Here is a 20,770-nt window from a genome sequence, read left to right on the forward strand (position 1 = left end):
GCCCCGCGAATCAGTGGGCTGATCATACAGCGCTATCGACGCTTCCGCTTCTGCATGACGAAGCCGATGACCTTGGCCGCCGCCTCGAAATGTTCGCGCGGAATGGTCTCGTCGATGTCGACGGCGGCGTAGAGGGCGCGGGCCAGGGGCACGTTCTCGACGATCGGCACGTCGTGGTCCTTCGCCACCTCCCGGATGCGCATGGCCAGGGCGTCCACGCCCTTGGCCACGCAGATCGGCGCGGCGTCGCCCTGATCCGGCTCATAGCGCAGGGCGACCGAATAGTGGGTCGGGTTGGTGACGACGACCGTGGCCTTGGGCACGTTCTGCATCATCCGCTGGCGGCTACGCTGCATGCGGATCTGCTTCAGCTTGGCTTTGACGTGCGGATCGCCCTCGGTGTTCTTGTACTCTTCCTTGACCTCTTCCTTGGTCATCCGCTGCCGCTTGGCGAAGCGCATCTTCTGCCAGACGAAGTCGGCGCCGGCGCCCAGACACAGGAAGACCAGGGTCGCGGCCATCAGGGCGACCATCATGTCCTGGGCCAGCGGCAGGATGGTCGCCGGCGACATGGCCGCCATGTTCTCGAACTCGCGGGCGTGGGGCTTCAGCACCATCCAGCAGATGACCGACACGGCGATCAGCTTGGCGAAGGTCTGGGCGAACTGCATCAGGCCGTCGGGGCCGAAGATGCGTTTGAAGCCCGCCATCGGGCTGACCTTGTCCCATTTGGGCTTCATCTTCTCGGCCGAGAACAGGAAGCCGGACTGAAAGACGTTGCCGCCGACGCCGCCGACGATGGTGGCCAGCATGACGGCGCCCAGGAACGGCGCGGCGGCCCAGACGGCGTTCATGCCGATCTCGACGCCCGCCCCCGCCTCCAGCCCTCCGATCAGCAGGTGGGGCGAGGCGATATAGGGGATGAAGGCCTCGGCGATCGAGGTGGCGAAATAGCCGCCGCCCATGACGATGACGGCGGTGGCTCCAAGGAGGCTGAGGGCCGGGGCAACGTCGGCGGATTTCGCGACGTCGCCCTTCTTTCGCGCCTCCTCGAGTTTCTGGGGAGACGCGTCTTCTGTCTTGGACTCGGGATCCTGGTCTTCAGCCACCGATCCCTCCCGACCCCGAGACGAACAGGTTGGCCAGGGCGCGGTAGCGGTCGATGAAGACCGTTCCCAGCACGCCGAGCGACAGGGCGAAGATCGACAGGCCCAGGATGATGCTGAGCGGGGCGGCGGCGAAGAAGATCTGGAAGGCCGGCATCACCCGCCCGACCAGGCCCGCCGCGAGGTTGAAGATCAGGGCGAAGACGACGACCGGCGCCGACAGCTGCAGCCCCAGCATGAAGCTGTCGGCCAGGGTGCGGATGGCCAGCTCCGCGAAGTCGGCGGTCACCAGCGGGCGGGCCGGGGCGATCAGCTCATAGGAACCGACGAGGCCGGCGATGAACAGATGATGGGTGTTGGTGGCGAAGACCAGCACCGTGCCGAACAGCATCAGAAAGGCGGCGATGGTCGTGTTCTGGCCGCCCATGAGCGGGTTGGCGGTCTGGGCGAAGCTGAGCGTGGTCTGCAGCGAGACGATCTCGCCGGCGGTGGACAGGGCCGAGGTGAAGCCGCGCAGGATCGCGCCGATCATCAGGCCGGTGACGACCTCGCGGATGACCCAGCCTACCGTGGCGCCGAGGCTGTCGGGCAGGGCCGGCAACACTCCGCCGATCACGGGCCAAAGGGCGAGCGAGATCACGAGCGCCAGCGACAGGCGAATGCGCGGCGGGACATAGGTCTCGCCGATGCCCGGCAGGGTCAGGACGATGGCGCCGATGCGGGCGAAGATCAGCCCGCCGGCCCAGACCTGATCGGCGGTGGCGTAGGGCTCCATCAGGCCCCGCTACATGCCCGAAATGCGCGCCGCGATGGTCCGCATGAAGGCCCCGAGCAGACCCCCCATCAGCGGCAGGAACAGCAGCAGCGAGATGAAGATGGCGATGATCTTGGGCGCATAGACCAGAGTCTGTTCCTGGATCTGGGTCAGGGCCTGGAACAGGCCGATGCCGACGCCGACGACGAGGCCGACGAGGAGCACGGGCGCGCACAGCTGGATCGTCAGCCACAGGGCGTCGCGGCCCACATCCAGAACTTCCGCGCCGCTCATCGTCCAACACCCCGGGGATACCGGGCAGAAAATGCCGGGAGCGTGGTTAACGCCGCGTTAGCGATGCGCGTCGGAAGCGGCCCGGTCCTTGCGGATTTCCCCCGTGAAGAGAGATTTCCGATGGCCTGGACCGCAATTTCGACCCGAAACGAGACACCGCCGATCGCGCGCGGCGGATGGCTCGACGCCCTGCGTTTCATTGTGGCCTCGCTGATCATCCTGCATCACTTCCAGGCGGCGGGCCCCGTGCCGCTGGCCCACGCCCTGCATCCGGTGTTCGAGCGCGGCGGTTTCCTTCTGACCAACTTCTTCCTGATCGACAGCGGCTACGTGCTGATGCGGGTCTATGGCGGGGCGGTCGGTCGCGGCGCGATGTCGCCGGGCGACTTCTTCATCAAGCGGTTCCTGCGCGTCTATCCGGCCCACCTGCTGATGGGCCTGGCTCTCGTGTCGCTGATCCTGCTGAGCGCGGTCATCGGCGTCGCGCCGCGCAATCCGGAATGGTTCGCCTGGGACCAGCTGCCGGCGCAGCTGACCCTGACCCAGGCCTTCGGCCTGCACGGCGGCCTGGGCTGGAACGCGCCGAGCTGGTCGATCTCTGCCCTGATCGGCTGCTACGTCCTCTTCCCCTACATCCTGCGCGCCCTGAAGACGCTGGGGCCGTGGGGCGCGATGGCGGGCGTGATCCTGTTGTACCTCGTCGCCAACGAGGCCTGCCACGCCTTCCTGGGCTATCCCGTCTACCAGATGCCGATGAAGTTCGGCTTCCTGCGGGCCCTGCCGCTGTTCATCCTGGGCATGGGGCTGGCGGTGTTCTCGGAGAAGGTCTTCGTCGCCCCGCGTCTGGCCCGGATCATCGGCATCTCGGCGGCGGTCGGTCTGGCCGTGGTCCAGTGGTACGGCAAGAACGCCCTGATCAGCCTGACCTTCATCTCCCTGATCATCATCGCGGCGGGAGCCATTCCCGTGCTGCGGCCGTCGAAGCTGATCGAACGCGCCAGCGTCGTCTCCTTCTCGATGTTCATCACCAACGAGGTGGTCCGCATCGCCTGGTTCGGCGTCGCCAATGTCCTGATTGCGAAATACGCCCTGTCGACCGAGGTCCAGTGGGGAATATGGGGCGCGGGCGTGCTGGCGGCCTTCGTCTTCGCCTTCGCCTTCAACGCTGCCGTCGATCAGCCGATGCAGGACTGGATCAAGACCCGGCTGGCGCGCGGACGGTCGCAACGTCGCCCGGTCGAGACCGGCGCGGTGGTGTCGCTGGAAGGCTGATGCCGACGATCTAGTGGGCGGACATCTTCGAGAAGACGTTCATCACCACAACGCCCGCAATGATCAGGCCCATGCCGATGACGGCCGGAGCATCCAGCTTCTGACCCTGAAAAGCCCAGGCGGCGGCCGAGATCAGGACGATCCCGACGCCGGACCAGATGGCGTAGGCGATGCCGGTCGGGATCGATTTCAGCGTCATCGACAGGAACCAGAAGGCGATCGCATAGCCGACGACGGTGACCACGGTCCACAGCGGGCGGCTGAAACCGTCGGACTGTTTCATGGCCGTGGTGGCGATGACTTCGGCGAAGATGGCGGTGGCGAGCATGAGGTACTTCATGCCCGTCCGGCTAGCACACGGACTGCGGCGCAAATCGGGCCAGAACCGCGATCAGTCCGCGCTGTTCAGGTGCAGGATGTTGCCATCCGGATCCTTGAACCAGACCATGCGGAAGTCGCCCATGGTGTGGACGCCGTTCTCATAATCGGCGCCCGGCATGTCGTACTGCTCGAAGACGACCCCCCTGGCGGCCAGTTCGGCGGCGACGGACTCGATCTCCGCGCCCACGCTCCAGACCACGGCATTGGCCTTGTTGCTCCCGGCGAACTCCGAGACATAGACCACCAGATGGGTGTCGCCGGTGTTGAACACGGCGACGTCGCCGTCGCTGTCGGGTGACAGGTTCAGACCCAGAGTCTCACCGTAGAAGGCCTTTGCGCGGGCCAGATCGCGGACGGCGACGATGGCGGACGAGTTGCGGGCCTTGAGCATGGATCGGTTCCTCCGGGTTCGTAAGAGATAGCGCCTGGCCGGGGCATGACGTTCCGCTCACGGCCTCGTCAGCCATCGTCGGCTTGCGGGCGGATGGGCAATCGTGCGCATTGGAAGCCATGTCTCCGGGTCTGCTTCGCGACGTCTACATCACTGGAACCGGCGCCTTCCTGCCCGGCCCGCCCATCGGCGCCGACGGGATGGAGGACTTCATCGGCCGCATCGCCGGGCGGTCGTCGGCGGTGGGTCGCCGCGCCCTGCGCTGGAACGGGGTAGAGACGCGTCACTATGCCCTGACCCCGGAAGGTCGGCCGCTGCACTCCAATGCGTCGATGACCGCGGCGGCGGCGAAGGCGGCGCTCGAGGACGCCGGCCTCTCCGTCGGCGACCTGAAACATCTGGCCACGGCGACGACGCAAGGGGATTACATCGTCCCCGGTCACGCCAGCGCCGTGCATGCCGAACTCGGCGCGCCCCCGATCGAGATCGCCAGCTATCAGTCCGTCTGCGCCTCCGCCCTGATGGCGGCCAAGGGCGCCTGGCTGCAGGTCCGGGCCGGAGAGGCGGAGGTAGCCGCCGCTGCTGCCGGCGAGTTCTCGTCCCGCTGGTTCCGGCCTGAGTTCTACGAGGGCACGACCCTGGTCGACGGCAAGGGCCGGGCGCGGGTCGAGGCCGACTTCCTGCGCTTCACCCTGTCGGACGGCGCCGGCGCGGTGGTGATGGAGCCGAGGCCCAGGCCGGACGGTCTGTCGCTGAAGGTCGAGTGGATCGACCTGACCTCGCTGGCGGGCCGGTTCGATCCCTGCATGTGGGCGGGCTCCACCTTCGCGGACCGGGCGGACATGAAGAGCGCCTGGAGCCATGCCGGCCCGGTCGCGGCCCATGCGTCCGGGTCGGTCGCCTTGGTGCAGGATTTCGAGCTCTTGAAGATCGTCATCCGGGCCTGGATCGGCGTCTGGCTCGAGAAGGTCGATCAGGGACGGATCGTCCCCGATCAGGTCGATCACCTGCTGTGTCACTATTCGGCCCGGTCCCTGCGGGAAGAGATCATCTCCGTCCTCAAGAGCACCGCCGCCATGATCCCCGAGGAAAAGTGGTTCTCGAACCTGCCGACCGTGGGCAACATCGGCGCGGCCTCGATCTGGGTCATGCTGGACGAGTTCATGAAGTCGGGGCGGGCGAAGAAGGGCGAAAAGGTCCTGCTGATCGTGCCCGAGAGCGGACGGGCCATGGTCGGATTCATGATGTGCGAGGTGGTGTGATGGCGGACGGAACCCGGGTGGACGACCAGGTCGCCGACACCCTGCGCAAGCTCGCGGTGGTCTTCGCCGACTTCGAACAGCGGCTGGAGGCGACGCCCCTGATCCGCAAGCTGACGCGCGGACGTTTCGAACTGGCAGACTATCAGCTGTTCCTGATCAACCTGCGCCAGCAGGTGAAGGACGGCGCCCTGTGGATGTCGCGCGCGGCCTCGAACGTCGGCGAGAGCCACCTCGAACTGCGCTCGACCCTGATGCGCCATGCCGTGACCGAGCACCGCGACTTCCGCCTGCTCGAAGCCGATTTCGTCTGCTCCGGCGGCGAGGTCGAGGTCATCCGCTCAGCCCCCAAGAACGTCGGCTCCGAGGCCATCTCGGCCTGGATGTTCCATGAGGCGTCCAAACCCGACCCCTTCGGCCTGCTGGGCGCCATGTTCATCATCGAGGGGCTGGGCTCGATCAAGGCCGCGCCGTGGGGGCGGCTGGTCAAGGAGCGGCTGAACCTGCCCGACGAGGCCGTGCGCTTCCTGCTCTATCACGGCGAGAACGACGCCGAGCACATGCAGGAGTTCGAGGAGATGCTGCGCATGGTCCTGCCCGATGCGGCGACGGCCGAACGCATCGTCATGACCGCCAAGGTCACGGCCCGGCTCTATGCGCTGCAGATCGAGGAGATCGCAGCGTGAGCCTGTCCGACGGCGGCGACACGTCCGAGTGGAAGACCGACCCCTTCGACGCGCGCCGCTATGACGCCAACGATCCGGACCCGTGGCTGGCGCTCTATCTCGACCACTCCCTGCCGATCGATCCGCAGGCCAAGCGGGCATTGCTGCTGGGCGCCCGGTCGTGGTCGCGACGCTGGCTGTTCCCGATCTCCCGGCCGCTGGTCTTCCTGTTCTTCGGCCTGGTGAAGATCCTACGGGCCATCTCGCCGCGCTACCCGAACCTCAACGGCCTGCTGCACAAGTCCATCCACTGGGGCCTGCGGACTTTCGGATCGCCGGAATGCAACACCCTGATCCTACGCCACTTCCACGTCGGGACCGAGCTGCTGGCCTTCATGAAGGCCAACGCCGGCATCGATCCGACGCTGGTCAAGACCATCCCGCTCAAGCCGCTGACGTTGAAGGATCTGGAGGACAATGTCTTCCTCCAGCACGACCTGAACATCTTCAACTTCATCATCGAACTGAACATGGCGCTGCGCGCCGCCGGCAAGGAGATCACGCCGCCGGAGCGGGTCGATTTCTCCATGCTGTCGGACCTCGAACCCGACTTCGAAACGTTTCCGACCGGCGTCCTGAACCGGATCGACATCCAGACGGCGGTGGAGTTCTACACCCCGCTCTACGCCCTCATGCTGCCCCGCGCCGACTTCATGCGAGCCAGCCATTCGCTGCAGCTGGACGAGATCGTCGGCATCTATATCGGCCGCATTCTGGGCACCGACTACCACATGCATTTCGTCAAGAACGGCCACCCGCTGGTGACCCTGTCGACCTTGCAGGCGGGCTTCCGGCTGATGATGCACGGGCTCGACTGCGAGGCCATGCATGGCTGGCTGCGGGTGCTGAAGGCGCGGCAGGAAGCGGGGCTGCCGCTCGATCCGCGCGACCCGACCGGCGGGCCTGAGCTGGCATGACGGACATTTCGGCCGACGGCTGGCGGTTCTGGATCGACCGGGGCGGCACCTTCACCGACATCGTCGCCCGCGCCCCCGACGGCGCCCTGACGACCGCCAAGCTCCTCTCCGACAACCCGGACCAGTACGACGACGCCGCCGTCGAGGGCGTGCGCCGCATCCTGAAGGCCGCGTCCGGTCCGCTTCCCGCCGGTCTCGTCGCCGACATCCGCATGGGCACCACGGTCGCGACCAACGCCCTGCTCGAACGCAAGGGCGAGCCCACGGTGCTCGCCATCACCCGAGGCTTCGGCGACGCCCTCCGCATCGGCTGGCAGGCCCGCCCCGACATCTTCGCCCGCCACGTCATCCTGCCCGAGCCCCTGCACGACCGGGTCATCGAGGTCGACGAACGCGTCCGCGCCGACGGCGCCGTCGACCGCCCGCTCGACGAAGCCGCCGCCCGCGCCGACCTGACCGCCGCCTTCGCCGCGGGATACCGGGCGCTAGCCATCGTCCTCGTCCACGGCTGGCGCTTCACCGATCACGAGACCCGCCTCGCCGCGATCGCCCGCGAGATCGGCTTCACCCAGATCTCGATCAGCCACGAGGTCGGCGCCCTGATCAAGCTGATCGGGCGCGGCGACACGACCGTGGCCGACGCCTATCTGTCGCCCGTGCTCGACGCCTATGTCGCCCGCGTCGGTCGCGCGCTGGGCTCCGACGTCCCCCTGATGTTCATGCAGTCGTCCGGCGGCCTCGCCAGCCCCAGCGCCTTCCGGGGCAAGGACGCCATCCTGTCCGGTCCCGCCGGCGGCGTGGTCGGCATGGCCGCGACCGCCGAAGCCGCCGGTTTCGACCGCGTCATCGGCTTCGACATGGGCGGCACCTCGACCGACGTCTCCCACTATTCCGGCAGCTTCGAACGCACCTCCGACGCCGTGGTTGCGGGCGTCCGCCTGCGCGCCCCCATGCTGTCGATCCACACGGTGGCGGCCGGCGGCGGCTCCATCTGCCGCTTCGACGGATCGCGCCTTCGCGTCGGCCCCGAGAGCGCCGGCGCCGTCCCCGGCCCGGCCGCCTACCGACGCGGCGGCCCCCTGACCGTGACCGACTGCAACGTCCTCCTCGGCAAACTGCGCCCGGAGTTCTTCCCCGCCGTCTTCGGACCCGACGGCGACCAGCCTCTCGACCACGCCGCCGTCGCGCAGAAGTTCGACGCCCTCGCCGCCGAGGTCGCCGCCGCCACCGGCCGGCCGACCGATCCGCTCGACCTGGCCGAGGGCTTCGTCGCCATCGCCGTCCAGAACATGGCCGAGGCGATCAAGTCGATCTCCATCCAGCGCGGCCACGACCTGACCAGCTATGTTCTGAATTGTTTCGGCGGCGCCGGCGGTCAGCATGCCTGTCTGGTCGCCGATGCGCTGGGCATGACCACGGTGATGCTGCACCCGTTCGCCGGAGTTCTGTCCGCCTACGGAATGGGTCTCGCCTCGGTACGGACGATCCGCCAGACGACCGTCGCCGCGCCGCTCGCCCCCGCCTCCGACACCGCCTTCGCCGACCACATCGCCGCCCTCGACGCCGAGGCCCGCGCCGACCTTCTGGCCCAGGACCTGCCGGCCGACTCCATCGCCACCGAGGCCCGCGCCGAGATCAAGTTCGCCGGCAGCGACACGCCCCTGACCGTCCCCTTCGGCCCCGCCGCCGACATGGCCTCAGCCTTCGAGACCCTGCATCGTCAACGCTTCGGCTTTTTCGCCGAGGACAAGGCGCTGATGGTGGAGACGCTGGAAGTCGAGGCCGTGTCTTCTCCCTCCCCCTCGGGGGTCGACGAAGGATCGCATGCGATCCGAGGAGGTGGTCGGAGCGCAGCGGAGACCGGGTGGGGGCGGCAAGGCAAGGCCCCACGGTCTGTCGCCACGTCGCCTGCCCCTCCCCACCCGGTCGCTACGCGACCACCCTCCCCCGAGGGGGAGGGAGAGATCTCTTCCGTCCCCGTTCGCCTCGCCGGAGCCGCCCACCCCACCCCCGTCCATCGCCGCGACAGCCTCGCCCCCGACGCCCGCATCCCCGGCCCCGCCATCCTCCTGGAATCCACCGGCACCACCGTCGTCGAGCCCGGCTGGTCCGCCCGTGTCGACGCCGCCGCCAACCTGATCCTCGAGCGCACCACCGCGCTCTCCGGCCGCGCCCCCATCGGAACCCACGCCGACCCCATCCTGCTGGAGGTGTTCAATAGCCGCTTCATGGCCTGCGCCGAACAGATGGGAGAGGCCCTGCGCGCCACCGCCTATTCGGTGAACATCAAGGAGCGGCTCGACTTCTCCTGCGCCATCTTCGACGGCTCGGGCGCCCTGATCGCCAACGCCCCGCACATCCCGGTCCATCTGGGCTCGATGGGCGAGAGCATCCGCGTCGTCATCGCCTCGCGCGGCCAAAGCATGCAGCCCGGCGACGTCGTCATGCTGAACGCCCCCTACAACGGCGGCACCCACCTGCCCGACATCACCGTCATCATGCCGGTCTTCCTCGACGCCGAAGCGACGCCCGCCTTCTTCGTCGCCGCGCGCGGGCACCATGCGGACGTCGGCGGCATCACGCCGGGCTCGATGCCCGCCTCGTCCACCACGGTCGAACAGGAAGGCGTCCTCATCGACGACTTCCTGCTGGTCGAGGCCGGCCGCCTCCGCGACGCAGAAACCCGCGCCCTGTTCGCCTCGGGCCCCTACCCATCCCGCAACGTCGACCAGAACATGGCCGACCTGAAGGCCCAGGTCGCGTCCTGCCAACGCGGCGCCGACGAGCTGAACCGTATGGTCGCCGAGTTCGGCCGCCCCGTCGTCGAGGCCTATATGGCCCACGTCCAGTCCAACGCCGAGGAGGCCGTCCGCCGCGCCATCGTCGCCCTGAAGCCCGGCCAGTTCCACTACGAGATGGACGACGGCGCCGTCATCCGCGTCCGCATCGATGTGGACGTCGAGGCCCGCACCGCCGTCGTCGACTTCACCGGGACCAGCGACCAGCGCCCGACCAATTTCAACGCGCCTCTGTCCATCACCCGCGCGGCGACCCTCTATGTCTTCCGCACCCTGGTGGACGACGCCATCCCGCTGAACGAGGGCTGCATGAAGCCCATCACCCTGATCGTGCCGGAGGGGTCGATGCTGAACCCCCGCTATCCGGCTGCGGTGGTCGCCGGAAACGTCGAGACCAGCCAGGCCGTCGTGGATGCGCTGTACGGTGCGCTGGGCGTCCTCGCCGCCAGCCAGGGCACCATGAACAACTTCACCTTCGGCGACGCGACCCGCCAGTATTACGAGACCATCGCCGGCGGCGCGGGCGCCGGCCCTGACGCCCCGGGCGCCAGCGCGGTCCAGTCGCACATGACGAACAGCCGCCTGACCGACCCCGAGGTGCTGGAAACCCGCTTCCCGGTTTTGCTGGAAGAGTTCTCTATCCGTCGAGGCTCCGGCGGCGAGGGCGCGGCGCGAGGCGGCGACGGCGCGACGCGGCGGGTGCGGTTCCTCGAACCCATGACCGCCGCCATCCTGTCCGGCCACCGCAGGATCCCGCCGTTCGGAACGGCCGGAGGCGAGCCGGGCGAGGTCGGGGCGAACCGCATCGAACGCGCGGACGAGTCGACGGAAACCCTCGGCTCGACCGCCGAAACCGCCATGGCCCCCGGCGACGTCTTCGTCATCCAGACCCCCGGCGGCGGCGGGTTCGGCGCAAAATGACCCTCTCCCGGTGGGAGAGGGCTTAAGCGCACGACGGCGCAGCCGGAGTTCTAGCGCGACCCGAAGGGCGGCGCGAAGCAGCCAAAGGGTGAGGGTCGGATCTCACCGGAAGCGCACGACCCTCACCCTTTCGGCTTGACGCATCGCTACGCTCTGCGAGCCTCAAGCCCTCTCCCACCGGGAGAGGGAGGGACTCAAATGCTCGTACTGCTCGGAATACTTGTCGTGGTCGCGGGGTTCGTCGCCCGGATCAACCCGCTGCTGGTCATCCTCGCCGCCGCCATCGTCACCGGCGTCTGCGCCGCCATCGCCCCCGGCGTCAGCCTGCCCGCCTTATGGCAGGCCGCCGTCGCCACCCTCACGGCCTTCGGCGACGCCTTCAACGACAACCGGTATTTCCACGTCGTCTGGCTGATCCTGCCGGTCATCGGCCTGCTTGAACGCGCCGGACTTCAGGAGCGCGCCCGCATGCTGATCGCGAACGTCAAAGCCGCCTCTGCCGGACGGCTGCTGCTCGTCTACCTCGTCATCCGCCAGATCACCTCGGCGCTCGGCCTGACCTCGCTCGGCGGCCACCCCCAGATGGTCCGTCCCCTCGTCGCCCCGATGGCCGAAGGCGCCGCCGAGGTCGAGGCCGGCGGAACCCTGCCCGACCCGATCCGTCACCGCATCCGGGGCATGTCGGCGGCGACCGACAACATCGGCCTCTTCTTCGGCGAGGACATCTTCATCGCCATCGGGTCAATCATCCTGATGGTCGGCTTCCTCGAACAGGCGGGCATCATCGTCGAGCCGCTGCAGCTGTCGGTCTGGGCCATCCCGACGGCCATCGCCGCCTTCCTCATCCACGGCGCGCGCCTGTTGATGTTCGACCGCGAGGTGCGCCGCGCCGTCGCCGCCGCCCCCCGGGAGGCCGGCCAATGATCACCCTGGATCAGGTCTATATCCTCGTCGGGCTGATGTTTCTGGCCTTCGCCATCCTGACCCTGCGCGACGCCGCCCACCCGACGCGGATCCGCAGCGCCCTGTTCTGGGGTCTGCTCGCCGGCTCCATGCTGTTCGGCTCGTATCTCGGCGGCCTCGGCAACGGCCTGCTGGTCGTGGCCCTCGTCGCGCTGGGCGGCCTGTCGAAGCTCGGCGTCGGCAAGCCGGAAACGACCAGCCACGAAGAACGCCGCGACAGCGCCGCGCGACGGGGAAACTGGCTTTTCCTGCCCGCCCTGATCGTGCCGGTCGTCGCCGTCGGCGGCACCCTCGCCGCAAAGCACACGGCTTGGGGCGCGGCCCTGTTGTCCTCCACCCAGACCACCCTGATCGCCCTGGCCCTCGGCTGTTTGATCGCCCTGATCGCCGCCATGGCCTGGCTGCGTCCGCCGGCGACCGCACCCCTCCACGAAGGTCGACGCCTGATCGACTCCATCGGCTGGGCCGTTCTGTTGCCCCAGATGCTGGCCGCGCTCGGCGCCATCTTCCTGGCCTCCAACGTCGGCGGCGTGGTCGGAGAGGTCGTGACCCAGGCCGTGCCGATGAGCTCGCCCCTGATTGCGGTCCTCGCCTACTGCCTTGGCATGGCCCTGTTCACGGTCATCATGGGCAATGCCTTCGCCGCCTTCCCGGTCATGACGGCGGCCATCGGTCTGCCCTTCGTGGTGGGCCAGTTCGGCGGCGACCCGGCCATCGTCTGCGCCATCGGCATGCTGGCCGGCTTCTGCGGCACTCTGCTGACGCCCATGGCGGCCAACTTCAACGTCGTGCCCGCGAACCTGCTGGAGCTGCCGGACCGCAACGCCGCCTTCAACGGCGTCATCCGCGCCCAGGCCCCGACCGCCCTGATCCTGCTCGGGGTCAACATCGCCCTGATGTATTTCCTCGCCTTCCGGTTCTGACATGCCCCACGCCCTTGACGCCGCCACGGCCGCCCGCTTCGCCCAGGCGGCGCTGGGCCACGTCACCCGCGAGTATCCCCACAAGCTGGACCACGTCCTGAACGGCCCCGAAGACGCGCTCGGCCCCCGCGCCCTGCACCCCATCTTCTTCGGCAGTTTCGACTGGCACTCCTGCGTCCACGGCTGGTGGACCCTGTTCACCCTGCGCCGCCTCTACCCCGAGGCGCCCGAGGCGGCCGCCATCGCCGATCTGGCCGATGACCTGTTCACGCCCGTGAACGTCGCCGTCGAGGTCGCCTATCTGTCTCGCCCCTATGCCGGGCCGTTCGAACGTCCCTACGGCTGGGGCTGGCTTCTGATGCTGCAGACGGAGCTGGAGCGACACGAGGACCCGCGCGGCAAGGTCTGGGCCGAAAGTCTGCGCCCGCTGGCCGAGGCCTTCGCCCGAAGGTTCAAGACCTTCCTGCCGATCTCGACCTATCCGGTGCGCGTGGGGACCCATTACAACACCGCCTTCGCTCTGAGACTGGCGCTGGACTACGCCGACAGCGCCGGAGACACCGAACTATCGGACCTGTGCCGATCCGCCGCCCTGCGCTGGCATTCCGGCGACCGCGACGCCCAGGCCTGGGAGCCGTCGCAGGACGAGTTCCTGTCGCCGACCCTGATGGTGAGTGAACTAATGCGTCGCGTGGGCGACGATCAAGGCTTTGGATCCTGGTTCGATCTCCATCTTCCGCGACTCGAACGGCACGAGCCCGCGACGCTTTTCGCGCCCGCGACGGTCAGCGATCGTTCGGACGGCAAGATCGCCCATCTGGACGGATTGAACCTCAGCCGGGCCTGGTGCTGGCGGGGGATCGCCTCCGCCCTGCCGTCCGAAGACCCGCGCCGCGCGGTCGCCCTGAAGGCGGCCGAGGACCACCTCGACGCGGCCCTGCCCCACGTCACCGGCGACTATATGGGCGAGCACTGGCTGGCCAGTTTCGCCCTTCTGGCCCTGCTCGCCGACCCGGGCTGAAAGAAGAAAGACGGCCAATCGCTTGGCCGTCCCCTGTCTTCGGTTGGTATCAGTCGACTTTGGAGCGGGCTATGGCCGACAAGTTTTACGGGCACCCGTGATGATAGTTTGTCGTCGTGTAATCGTAATTTTCAGTGTCGCCGGAATATATCGTGTCGCCGTTGCAGTATAAATCTGCACTTCCAACGGCCTGGTAATTCTTGACATAAATGATCGTGGCAAATGGACTTTCCGATGCCACGGCTGCTGTCGGCAACAGCGCGGCCGCGCTGGTCGCGGCTGCGAGAGCAGCTGCTGTTGCGAGCACAATTCTAACGAGATTTTTCATAGATCAACCCTCCCGGCAGAACGCCGTTTGGAACGATAATCCGCACAATCTGGAGGCGCAAGTTTGACCCTTGGGTTGTTGTGCGCCCACCTCTGCAAATGACTTTTGCGACCCACCCAAGGCACAAAAAGAGGCGGCCGATCGCTCGGCCGCCTCCAATGTTGCTTGGCTTTGACGCGCCTTAGAAGCGGGCGGTCAGACCGACGTAGTAGCGGCGGCCGAGCACGTCATAGGCGGACGGATCGGTGTTGGCCGCGACGGCCGGCGCGTACACCGGCGGCATTTCGTCGGTGAGGTTGTTGACGCCGGCGCGCAGAGCGACGGTGTCGTTGACGGCCCACGAGGCGTTCAGGTCGAAGTAGTCGATCGCGTCGATGACCTGGGCGCGGTTGTTGAAGTTCAACGCCGAACCCTGGTAGCGCCAGCGAACGCCGAGACCGACCGGACCCATGTTCCAGTTGACCGAGGTGAGCGATTTCCACTCAGGCAGGGTCAGGCCGAAGGTGTTCGACAGGGTGCCCGTGCGGTCCGTGAAGGCGCCGCCCGGCAGGTCCTGGCGCTTGTACTCTTCCAGCTTGGTGCCGGTGACGTTCACGCGCAGCGAACCCCAGTCCGGCAGACCGAGGTCGACCAGAGCGGCGTTCCAGTCGATCTGGAAGTCGATGCCCGAGGTTTGCAGGGCACCGAGGTTGGCGTTGGTTTCGAAGGTGTTCGTAACCTGGCCCGAGGCGCGATCGCGGCTGAACAGCGTGCAGTAGACGTTGTTCGGATCGTAGGTGGGGTTCGACACACCGTCGGAGTTGTAGCAACGACGGAACTGTTCGGTCACCGAGACGGTGCCGACGACGTTGGCGATCTCGATGTTGTAGTAGTCCAGCGAGCCCGAGAAGCCCGAGAGCCAGGCGTTCGAGAAGGGCGACTGGAACACCAGACCGACGGTGTAGGAATCGGCGGTTTCTTCGAACAGGTTCGGGTTACCGCCCGACAGCCCCTGAACCTGCTGGTTCGGGAAGGTGTAGGTGTCGATGACCTGCGTCGGGACGCCCTGCGCCAGGCAGAGAGTACGAACAGCGGCGTTGGTCGTGGCCGCCAGGTTGGAACCCGAGGTCGAGCGATAGGCGCTGCGGATGTCGCAGGGATCGCCCGAGAACTGCGGAGCGACCGGCGTTCCGCCCGTCGGCGAACCGACCGAGGGGAAGTTCGTGTTCTGCGGGCTGAACAGTTCGCCGATCGAAGGGGCGCGAACGGCGCGCTGGATGCCGCCGCGAGCGGTCAGGGCGTCGAAGATGACCCAGTTGGCGTCGGCCTTGTAGGATTCGACCACGCCGACCGAGTCATAGCTGGAGACGCGGTAGCCGAGGTTGGTTTCCAGGCTCTGGATGAACGGCAGATCGCGCAGCAGCGGGATCAGGATTTCACCGTAACCTTCGAACACCTGGTCGGCGCCCGAGAGCGAGTTCTGGGCGTTGAAGCCTGCGATATCGTTCTGGACCGTCAGGACGGTCGTCGTGCCGTTGAAGGACGGCAGCAGAGCCGTGGCCGACAGAGAGGCGTCGGCGACGAAGTTGTAGTTCTGCTCGCGGTAGGTGCCGCCGAGCGCGACGCGAACTTCACCGGCCGGCAGGTCGAACACGCCGCCCTGCAGGTTGATTTCAAAGACGCGCTGGTCGTTGACGGTCGTGTTCTTCGACGTACGGCCGATGTAGGCTTGGCAGGCCGCGCTCAGGGTCGATTCACCGAACGGGTTGAAGCCGCCGGCGCAAAGCGCCGCGGTCGCGCCGTTGCCCGCGCCGCCGAACGGATCGTCGAGCAGACGCTGAACCGCCGAACGCGAGACGTTGCCCGTCTGGGTCGTGGTGTCGTCGACGCGGCCGTAGGACAGATAGGCGTCATAGGTCCAGTCGCGCGTGCCTTCCAGGTCGCCGCGGATGCCCGTGGTGATCTGATAGACGCTGACGGCTTCGTTGCCGACGCGCGAGCCCAGGGCGCTGAAGCGCTTGTCGAGGCGGAAGGTGCCGGCCGGGTTCGGGCGGCTGTTCAGGACCGCACGCAGCTCGGACGAGATGAACGGGTTGGTCGACGGAACGCGGAAGCCCGTGCCGGCGGCCGCCGGCGACGCGGCCAGCAGGTTCGAGGTCTCGTACTGCGAGAACAGGAACTCGGTGTAGACCTCGGCCGACGGGTTGATCTCGTAGGTCGCGGTGCCGAACACGTTGTAGCGGTTCTGCGGCAGCACGCCGTAGTTCAGCGGGCCGGTGTTGTAGGCGAAGTCGGTCTGCTGCAGCGGGCCGGCGGTGCGGAAGCCCTCGTAGTCGATGCCGCCCGGCGAAACGTAGTCGCGGGCGCCTTGATACGTGAACAGGGTGCCGTTGTTGTTGAAGCCGAAGGTGTTCGCGGCCACGGCGCCGGTGATGAAGCCGTTGACCACGGCCGTGGTCGGCAGGTTCTGGGCGTCGAAGACGGTCGAACCCAGGGGCGAGGCGCCCGAGAAGCCCGAGATCGCCGAGAACGGACGCGCGGCGTTGAAGATCGGCGAACGGTGCGAGTAGTCGAACGACAGCACGGCGTGGCCGCGATCGCCGAACTTGCCGCCGATGGTCAGGTTGACCGAGTTCGAGTCGGCGTCGTTACGGTCGGATTCGCCGTACTGGACGTCCAGGCGGACACCCTCGAAGTCGTCGTCGAGCAGGAAGTTCAGCACGCCGGCGACGGCGTCCGAACCGTAGGTCGACGAGGCGCCGCCCGTGATGGTTTCGATCGAGGAGATCAGGGCGGTCGGCAGGATGTTGAGGTCGACGACCGACGAGGCGTTGGAGGCCACCAGGCGGCGGCCGTTCATCAGCACCAGGGTGCGGGTCGTGCCCAGGCCGCGCAGCTGCACGTTGGCCTGACCGCCGTTGGACGGGTTGTTCGACGTGGCGTTCGCGGCGGGCGTGAACTGCGGCAGGTCGTTGATCAGGGTATCGATGTTGACCGAACCGGTCGCCTGGAAGTCTTCGGCGGTCACGGTGACGATCGGCGAGTTGGCGACGTAGTCCTGACGGGCGATGCGCGAACCGGTGACGACGATGTCGTCAACGGCGTCGTCCTCCTGGGGAGCGGTCTGCGCCATGGCGGGCGCGGCCATCAGGCTGGCGGCGGCGACGAGGGCCGCGCCGGCGAACATCGAGGTGCCGAGAAGTCGGCGACGGTAGGTGGTGTCGGTCAAAGGGTCTTCTCCATGAGCATTATGTTTTCAGGTCGGACCTTGGGCCCGCCCGTTCCTGACTCGCGCGGACGCAAACCCGGAACTTGCCGCAAGCGTTACCGCACGCCGACGCTCGGTCAATGAGGATGGCCAAAACGCGACGCTTTCGTGAAAGGATGTCACATTCAGACCACGCCCTGACCCCATTGCCGCAATGGGGAAAATATCGCGTAAGAAGCGGGGGATCGCCCTTCTCGAGGATACGGACCATGCGCAAGAAATCATCGTTTCCGACAGTGCTGGTGCTTGGCTTGGCCCTGGCCGTTTTCGCAGCTCCGATGAGTGTCCATGCGCAGGAGGCGGCGACCACCCGACCCGCGCTGCTTGAGGGTTTGCTGGCCTGTCGGGCGATCACGGCGACCGACGCGCGGCTGGCCTGTTTCGACGCCGCCGCGGCCGCGTTCGACACCGCCGAACAGCAGGGCGAGGTCACGGTGATCGACCGCGTCCAGGCACGCGAGACCCGCGCCCGACTGTTCGGTCTGGACCTCGATACGGCCAATCTGTTCGGCCGCCTGCGACAGGATGACCCGGTCGACGCGATCGAGACGACCCTGACCAGCGGGCGACAGGACGGACGGGGCCAGTGGACCTTCGTTCTGGCCGACGGTTCGACCTGGCGTCAGATCGACATGGAGCGGATCACCAGTCGTGTCGCGCCCGGCGTCCCGGTGCGCATCCGCCAGGGCGCGGTGGGCAGCTACCTGCTGAGCGTCGGCGGCGCACGGTCGGTTCGCGCCCGGCGCGAACGCTGAGCCTGCCGTCAAAGCCGTGACCGGTCATGGCCCCGAATCTCTGGCGCGCCTGCGGATCCTGAAACAGGCGGTAGAGGCTCGTCCCGCGAGCGCCGTGGCGGAGCACAATCTGGCCGCGGCCCTCGGCGACATGGGCGATGCCGAGGGGGCTCTGACAGCGGTCCGGCGCGCCTTCGCCAAGGGCGGCGACGCGCCGGAGACCTGGCTGGTCTTCGCCCGCGCCCTCGTGTCGTCGAGCCGGCTCGCGGAGGCCGAAGACGCCCTGCGCCAGACCCTGATTCGTCGCCCGGACTATGCCGACGCCCTGCGGGACCAGGCCCAGCTGATCTGGATGCGAGGCGGCGACGCCAGTACGGCTCTGGCGGCGATCGACGCCCGGATCCTGTCCGCGCCGACCGCGCCGCTCGTCGGTCTGCGGGCAGGGATCGCGCGAGACATCGTAGGCGACGAGGCGGCCTATCGCGGGCTGGAACCCTGGCTGGCCGGCCCGCACCCCGCCTTCCTCGACGCCACGGCCTCGGTCGCCGCTTCAGGCTTCGACCCGGCCCTGGCCCTCAAGCACGCCGAGGCGGCGACAGCCGCCGCACCGGATGACGCGGAGGCCCGGGTGGCGCGACTGGCGGCCCTGATGGCCTGCGGTCGATCCGGCGAGGCCCTGCCGGGGCTGGAGGCGCACCTCGCGACCGCCCCGGGCGACCAGTACGCCCTGGCCCTGCGCTACGCCGCCTGGCGGGTGCTCGGCGACCCGCGCGCCCTGTCCGGAGAGGACTATCGCAGCCTCACCGCGCCGTTTGATCTGGCCGCGCCCGCCGGCCAGGCTCGCGAGGCATGGCTGGCCGAAGCGGCGGCCGGCCTCCGCACCCTGCACCCCTTTCACGCCCAGCCGTTCGGCCAGTCGATCCGCTCTGGCGCGCAGGCGGCGCTGGACCCGCGCTTCGCCGGCGATCAGGCCATCGATGCGATCTTCGCCGCCCTGACCGACCCCATCGAGCGCTTCATCGGCGCCATGGCCGGCCGGGAGGATCCGATGAGTCGCCGTGCGGGCGGCGGCTTCGAGATCATCGGCGCCTGGTCCGTGCGGCTGACGGCCGGCGGCCGCCACAGCGATCATATCCATCCCAGAGGCTGGGTGTCGTCCGCCCTCTATGTCGAGACACCGGAACCGTCGCCGGATCAGCCGAAGGCGGGCTGGCTGAGGTTCGGCGCCTGTCGGCTGGGCGTCGGGCTGGAACTGCCGCCCGAGCACTGGATCGAGCCGCACCCGGGCCGCGTCGCCCTCTTCCCCTCGTGGATGTGGCACGGCACCGAGCCGTTCACCGGCGGCGGCGAGCGCCTGACCGTGGCCTTCGACGTACAGCCTAAGGCGGGGCTTAGTGAGTAGGGCTTAGTGAGTAGAAATAGGCGCAACAAGTCGGGCCCACTCACTAACCCCTGTTCCTAAGCCCCAAGCCCCAAGCCCTAATCCCTAGATCGGCATCCGCATGATCTCCTGATACGCCGAGATCACCTGGTCGCGCACCGCGATGACGGTTTGCAGCGAGGCCTCGGCGCTGGAGATCGAGGTGACCACGTCGATCATGGAGCCCTGACCCTGGACCGCCTGGGTCATGTTGGTCTCGGCCGCCCGTGTCTGCTGGGTCATGTCGCCCATGACGTTCGACAGCAGTTGCGAGAACTCGGGGCCTCCGCCGGCGGCTGCCGCGCCTGCCGTCGCTCCGCCGGTCCCTTGAGCCTGGGCGTAGGCGCGGGCCGCCATCAAAGGGTTCATCGACATCGATCAGGCCCTATCGTTTCAGGATGTCGAGGGTGCGGCTTTCCATCGACCGCGCCGTCTCGATGACGTTCAGATTGGCTTCGTAGGCCCGCTGCGCCTCGCGCATGTCCATGGCCTCGATCAGGGTGTCGACGTTGGGCCTCAGCACATAGCCGTCGCCGTCGGCGGCGGGATGGGTCGGGTCGTACTCGCGGCGGAAGTCGCTCTGGTCCGGCCGCACCTCGGCAAGGGACACCCCGGTCGCCCCGTCGATGCCGCGCGCCTCGAAGACGGGGATCTGGCGACGATAGGGGGCGCCGCCGGCCGTGGGGGCCGTCGATTCCGCGTTGGCGATGTTCTCGGCGATGATCCGCATGCGCGACTGCTGCGCGGTCAGGGCGGAGGCGGCGACGGCCATGGCGCTGTTGCGCGGCGCGCCGTTGCGGCCATGGATGGGGTCGGTCATGCGGCGCTTTCCTTACGGCTCATCGGCCCGGGACCTTCGCCGCCAGGGTGATCATGGCCATCGACTTGGTGTAGAGGCCGATCGCGGCGTCATAGGCCATGCGGCTCTCGGCCATCTTCAGCATCTGCTCCTCGACCACCACCGCATTGCCGTCGAGCGTGGTCTCGGAATCGGGCGAGGCCTCGGAGGTAAAACGGGCCACCGGCGCGCCGTTCGGTCCACCGACAGGCATGTGCCCGGACGAGGTCTGCACCATGCGCAGCCCGCCCCCATCCCTCATGGCGGCTGCGAAATCGCTCGGCGCCCTCAGGTCGCGCCCGACGTAGCCCGGCGTATCAGAGTTGGCGACGTTCTGGGCGATCAGGCGCTGGCGCTCGTCGAGCCAGGTCATGCGACCCTTGATCTGGCTCAGAAGGGGGATGTCGGCGACGCCCATCGGGATCGTGTCCTTGCTCGATGGGCAGAAAATGCCGCCTCTATGGTTAACGAGGGCTTA

The 20,770-nt window shown here is 67.8% G+C and carries 20 protein-coding genes; 10 read left to right on the forward strand and 10 right to left on the reverse strand.

Annotated elements, in window-relative coordinates; translation table 11 throughout:
* Positions 1-32: 32 nt before the first annotated feature.
* From flhB to fliQ, 3 genes are read right to left on the reverse strand one after another with little or no spacing between them, the layout of a single operon-like run.
* Entirely contained in the window at positions 33-1,109 is a 1,077-nt protein-coding gene (gene flhB / locus ACQY68_RS14805; protein ID WP_428150364.1) for a flagellar biosynthesis protein FlhB, read from the reverse strand.
* Positions 1,102-1,881 carry a flagellar biosynthetic protein FliR gene (gene fliR, locus ACQY68_RS14810; protein WP_428150366.1) on the reverse strand — a complete coding sequence of 260 codons (780 nt, stop codon included), beginning with the start codon at positions 1,879-1,881 and terminating at the stop codon, positions 1,102-1,104. Before fliR ends, flhB begins: the two co-directional genes overlap by 8 nt.
* A gap of 9 nt (positions 1,882-1,890) precedes the next feature.
* Complete coding sequence (fliQ, locus tag ACQY68_RS14815; RefSeq protein ID WP_425987983.1) at positions 1,891-2,154, reverse strand: flagellar biosynthesis protein FliQ; 264 nt, start codon at positions 2,152-2,154, stop codon at positions 1,891-1,893.
* A gap of 120 nt (positions 2,155-2,274) precedes the next feature.
* On the opposite strand from fliQ, the gene ACQY68_RS14820 reads away from it, so the two are divergent.
* The gene (locus tag ACQY68_RS14820; RefSeq protein ID WP_428150368.1) at positions 2,275-3,426 is read left to right on the forward strand and encodes an acyltransferase family protein; all 1,152 of its coding nucleotides are present in this window, start codon (positions 2,275-2,277) and stop codon (positions 3,424-3,426) included.
* Positions 3,427-3,436: 10 nt separating this feature from the next.
* Here the strand turns inward: ACQY68_RS14820 and ACQY68_RS14825 are convergent, their stop codons facing one another.
* Complete coding sequence (locus ACQY68_RS14825) at positions 3,437-3,766, reverse strand: SMR family transporter (RefSeq protein WP_428150370.1); 330 nt, start codon at positions 3,764-3,766, stop codon at positions 3,437-3,439.
* A 51-nt stretch (positions 3,767-3,817) separates the two neighbouring features.
* Complete coding sequence (locus ACQY68_RS14830; RefSeq protein ID WP_428150372.1) at positions 3,818-4,198, reverse strand: VOC family protein; 381 nt, start codon at positions 4,196-4,198, stop codon at positions 3,818-3,820.
* A gap of 119 nt (positions 4,199-4,317) precedes the next feature.
* Between ACQY68_RS14830 and ACQY68_RS14835 the strand changes: the two genes are divergently transcribed.
* The 7 genes from ACQY68_RS14835 to ACQY68_RS14865 all read left to right on the forward strand — a co-directional run bounded on the left by ACQY68_RS14835 (position 4,318) and on the right by ACQY68_RS14865 (position 13,725).
* Positions 4,318-5,460: a beta-ketoacyl-ACP synthase III gene (locus ACQY68_RS14835; protein ID WP_428150373.1), complete on the forward strand. Its 1,143-nt coding sequence runs from the start codon at positions 4,318-4,320 to the stop codon at positions 5,458-5,460.
* The gene (locus tag ACQY68_RS14840; RefSeq protein WP_428150374.1) at positions 5,460-6,143 is read left to right on the forward strand and encodes an iron-containing redox enzyme family protein; all 684 of its coding nucleotides are present in this window, start codon (positions 5,460-5,462) and stop codon (positions 6,141-6,143) included. The genes ACQY68_RS14835 and ACQY68_RS14840 overlap by 1 nt, the downstream gene beginning before the upstream one ends.
* Positions 6,140-7,099 (forward strand): DUF6999 family protein, encoded by a 960-nt coding sequence (locus ACQY68_RS14845; protein WP_428150376.1) that lies wholly within the window; start codon positions 6,140-6,142, stop codon positions 7,097-7,099. The genes ACQY68_RS14840 and ACQY68_RS14845 overlap by 4 nt, the downstream gene beginning before the upstream one ends.
* Positions 7,096-10,818, forward strand: coding sequence for a hydantoinase B/oxoprolinase family protein (locus ACQY68_RS14850; RefSeq protein ID WP_428150378.1), 3,723 nt, complete (start codon positions 7,096-7,098; stop codon positions 10,816-10,818). The genes ACQY68_RS14845 and ACQY68_RS14850 overlap by 4 nt, the downstream gene beginning before the upstream one ends.
* Positions 10,819-11,016: 198 nt before the next feature.
* Positions 11,017-11,742, forward strand: coding sequence for a DUF969 domain-containing protein (locus ACQY68_RS14855; RefSeq protein ID WP_428150379.1), 726 nt, complete (start codon positions 11,017-11,019; stop codon positions 11,740-11,742).
* Positions 11,739-12,704: a DUF979 domain-containing protein gene (locus ACQY68_RS14860; RefSeq protein WP_428150381.1), complete on the forward strand. Its 966-nt coding sequence runs from the start codon at positions 11,739-11,741 to the stop codon at positions 12,702-12,704. The genes ACQY68_RS14855 and ACQY68_RS14860 overlap by 4 nt, the downstream gene beginning before the upstream one ends.
* 1 nt (position 12,705) lies before the next feature.
* On the forward strand, positions 12,706-13,725 hold the full coding sequence (locus tag ACQY68_RS14865; protein ID WP_428150383.1) for a DUF2891 domain-containing protein: 1,020 nt from the start codon (positions 12,706-12,708) through the stop codon (positions 13,723-13,725).
* Between the two features lie 85 nt (positions 13,726-13,810).
* Here the strand turns inward: ACQY68_RS14865 and ACQY68_RS14870 are convergent, their stop codons facing one another.
* Complete coding sequence (locus ACQY68_RS14870) at positions 13,811-14,053, reverse strand: hypothetical protein (protein WP_428150384.1); 243 nt, start codon at positions 14,051-14,053, stop codon at positions 13,811-13,813.
* A gap of 181 nt (positions 14,054-14,234) precedes the next feature.
* Entirely contained in the window at positions 14,235-17,261 is a 3,027-nt protein-coding gene (locus ACQY68_RS14875; protein WP_428150385.1) for a TonB-dependent receptor domain-containing protein, read from the reverse strand.
* A gap of 248 nt (positions 17,262-17,509) precedes the next feature.
* On the opposite strand from ACQY68_RS14875, the gene ACQY68_RS14880 reads away from it, so the two are divergent.
* Together ACQY68_RS14880 and ACQY68_RS14885 are read left to right on the forward strand one after the other, a co-directional pair.
* The gene (locus tag ACQY68_RS14880; protein ID WP_428150387.1) at positions 17,510-18,055 is read left to right on the forward strand and encodes a hypothetical protein; all 546 of its coding nucleotides are present in this window, start codon (positions 17,510-17,512) and stop codon (positions 18,053-18,055) included.
* Between the two features lie 16 nt (positions 18,056-18,071).
* The gene (locus ACQY68_RS14885) at positions 18,072-19,436 is read left to right on the forward strand and encodes a putative 2OG-Fe(II) oxygenase (protein ID WP_428150388.1); all 1,365 of its coding nucleotides are present in this window, start codon (positions 18,072-18,074) and stop codon (positions 19,434-19,436) included.
* 84 nt (positions 19,437-19,520) lie between these two features.
* Here ACQY68_RS14885 and fliE read toward each other — a convergent pair whose 3' ends face one another.
* From fliE to ACQY68_RS14900, 3 genes are read right to left on the reverse strand one after another with little or no spacing between them, the layout of a single operon-like run.
* Positions 19,521-19,823, reverse strand: coding sequence for a flagellar hook-basal body complex protein FliE (gene fliE / locus ACQY68_RS14890; protein WP_428152682.1), 303 nt, complete (start codon positions 19,821-19,823; stop codon positions 19,521-19,523).
* 16 nt (positions 19,824-19,839) lie between these two features.
* The gene (gene flgC / locus ACQY68_RS14895; protein ID WP_428150390.1) at positions 19,840-20,274 is read right to left on the reverse strand and encodes a flagellar basal body rod protein FlgC; all 435 of its coding nucleotides are present in this window, start codon (positions 20,272-20,274) and stop codon (positions 19,840-19,842) included.
* A gap of 19 nt (positions 20,275-20,293) precedes the next feature.
* Entirely contained in the window at positions 20,294-20,710 is a 417-nt protein-coding gene (locus ACQY68_RS14900) for a flagellar basal body rod protein FlgB (protein ID WP_428150392.1), read from the reverse strand.
* Positions 20,711-20,770: the final 60 nt, after the last annotated feature.

Origin of the sequence: Brevundimonas sp. (genome assembly GCF_965278935.1) — a bacterium.
Classification (GTDB): domain Bacteria; phylum Pseudomonadota; class Alphaproteobacteria; order Caulobacterales; family Caulobacteraceae; genus Brevundimonas.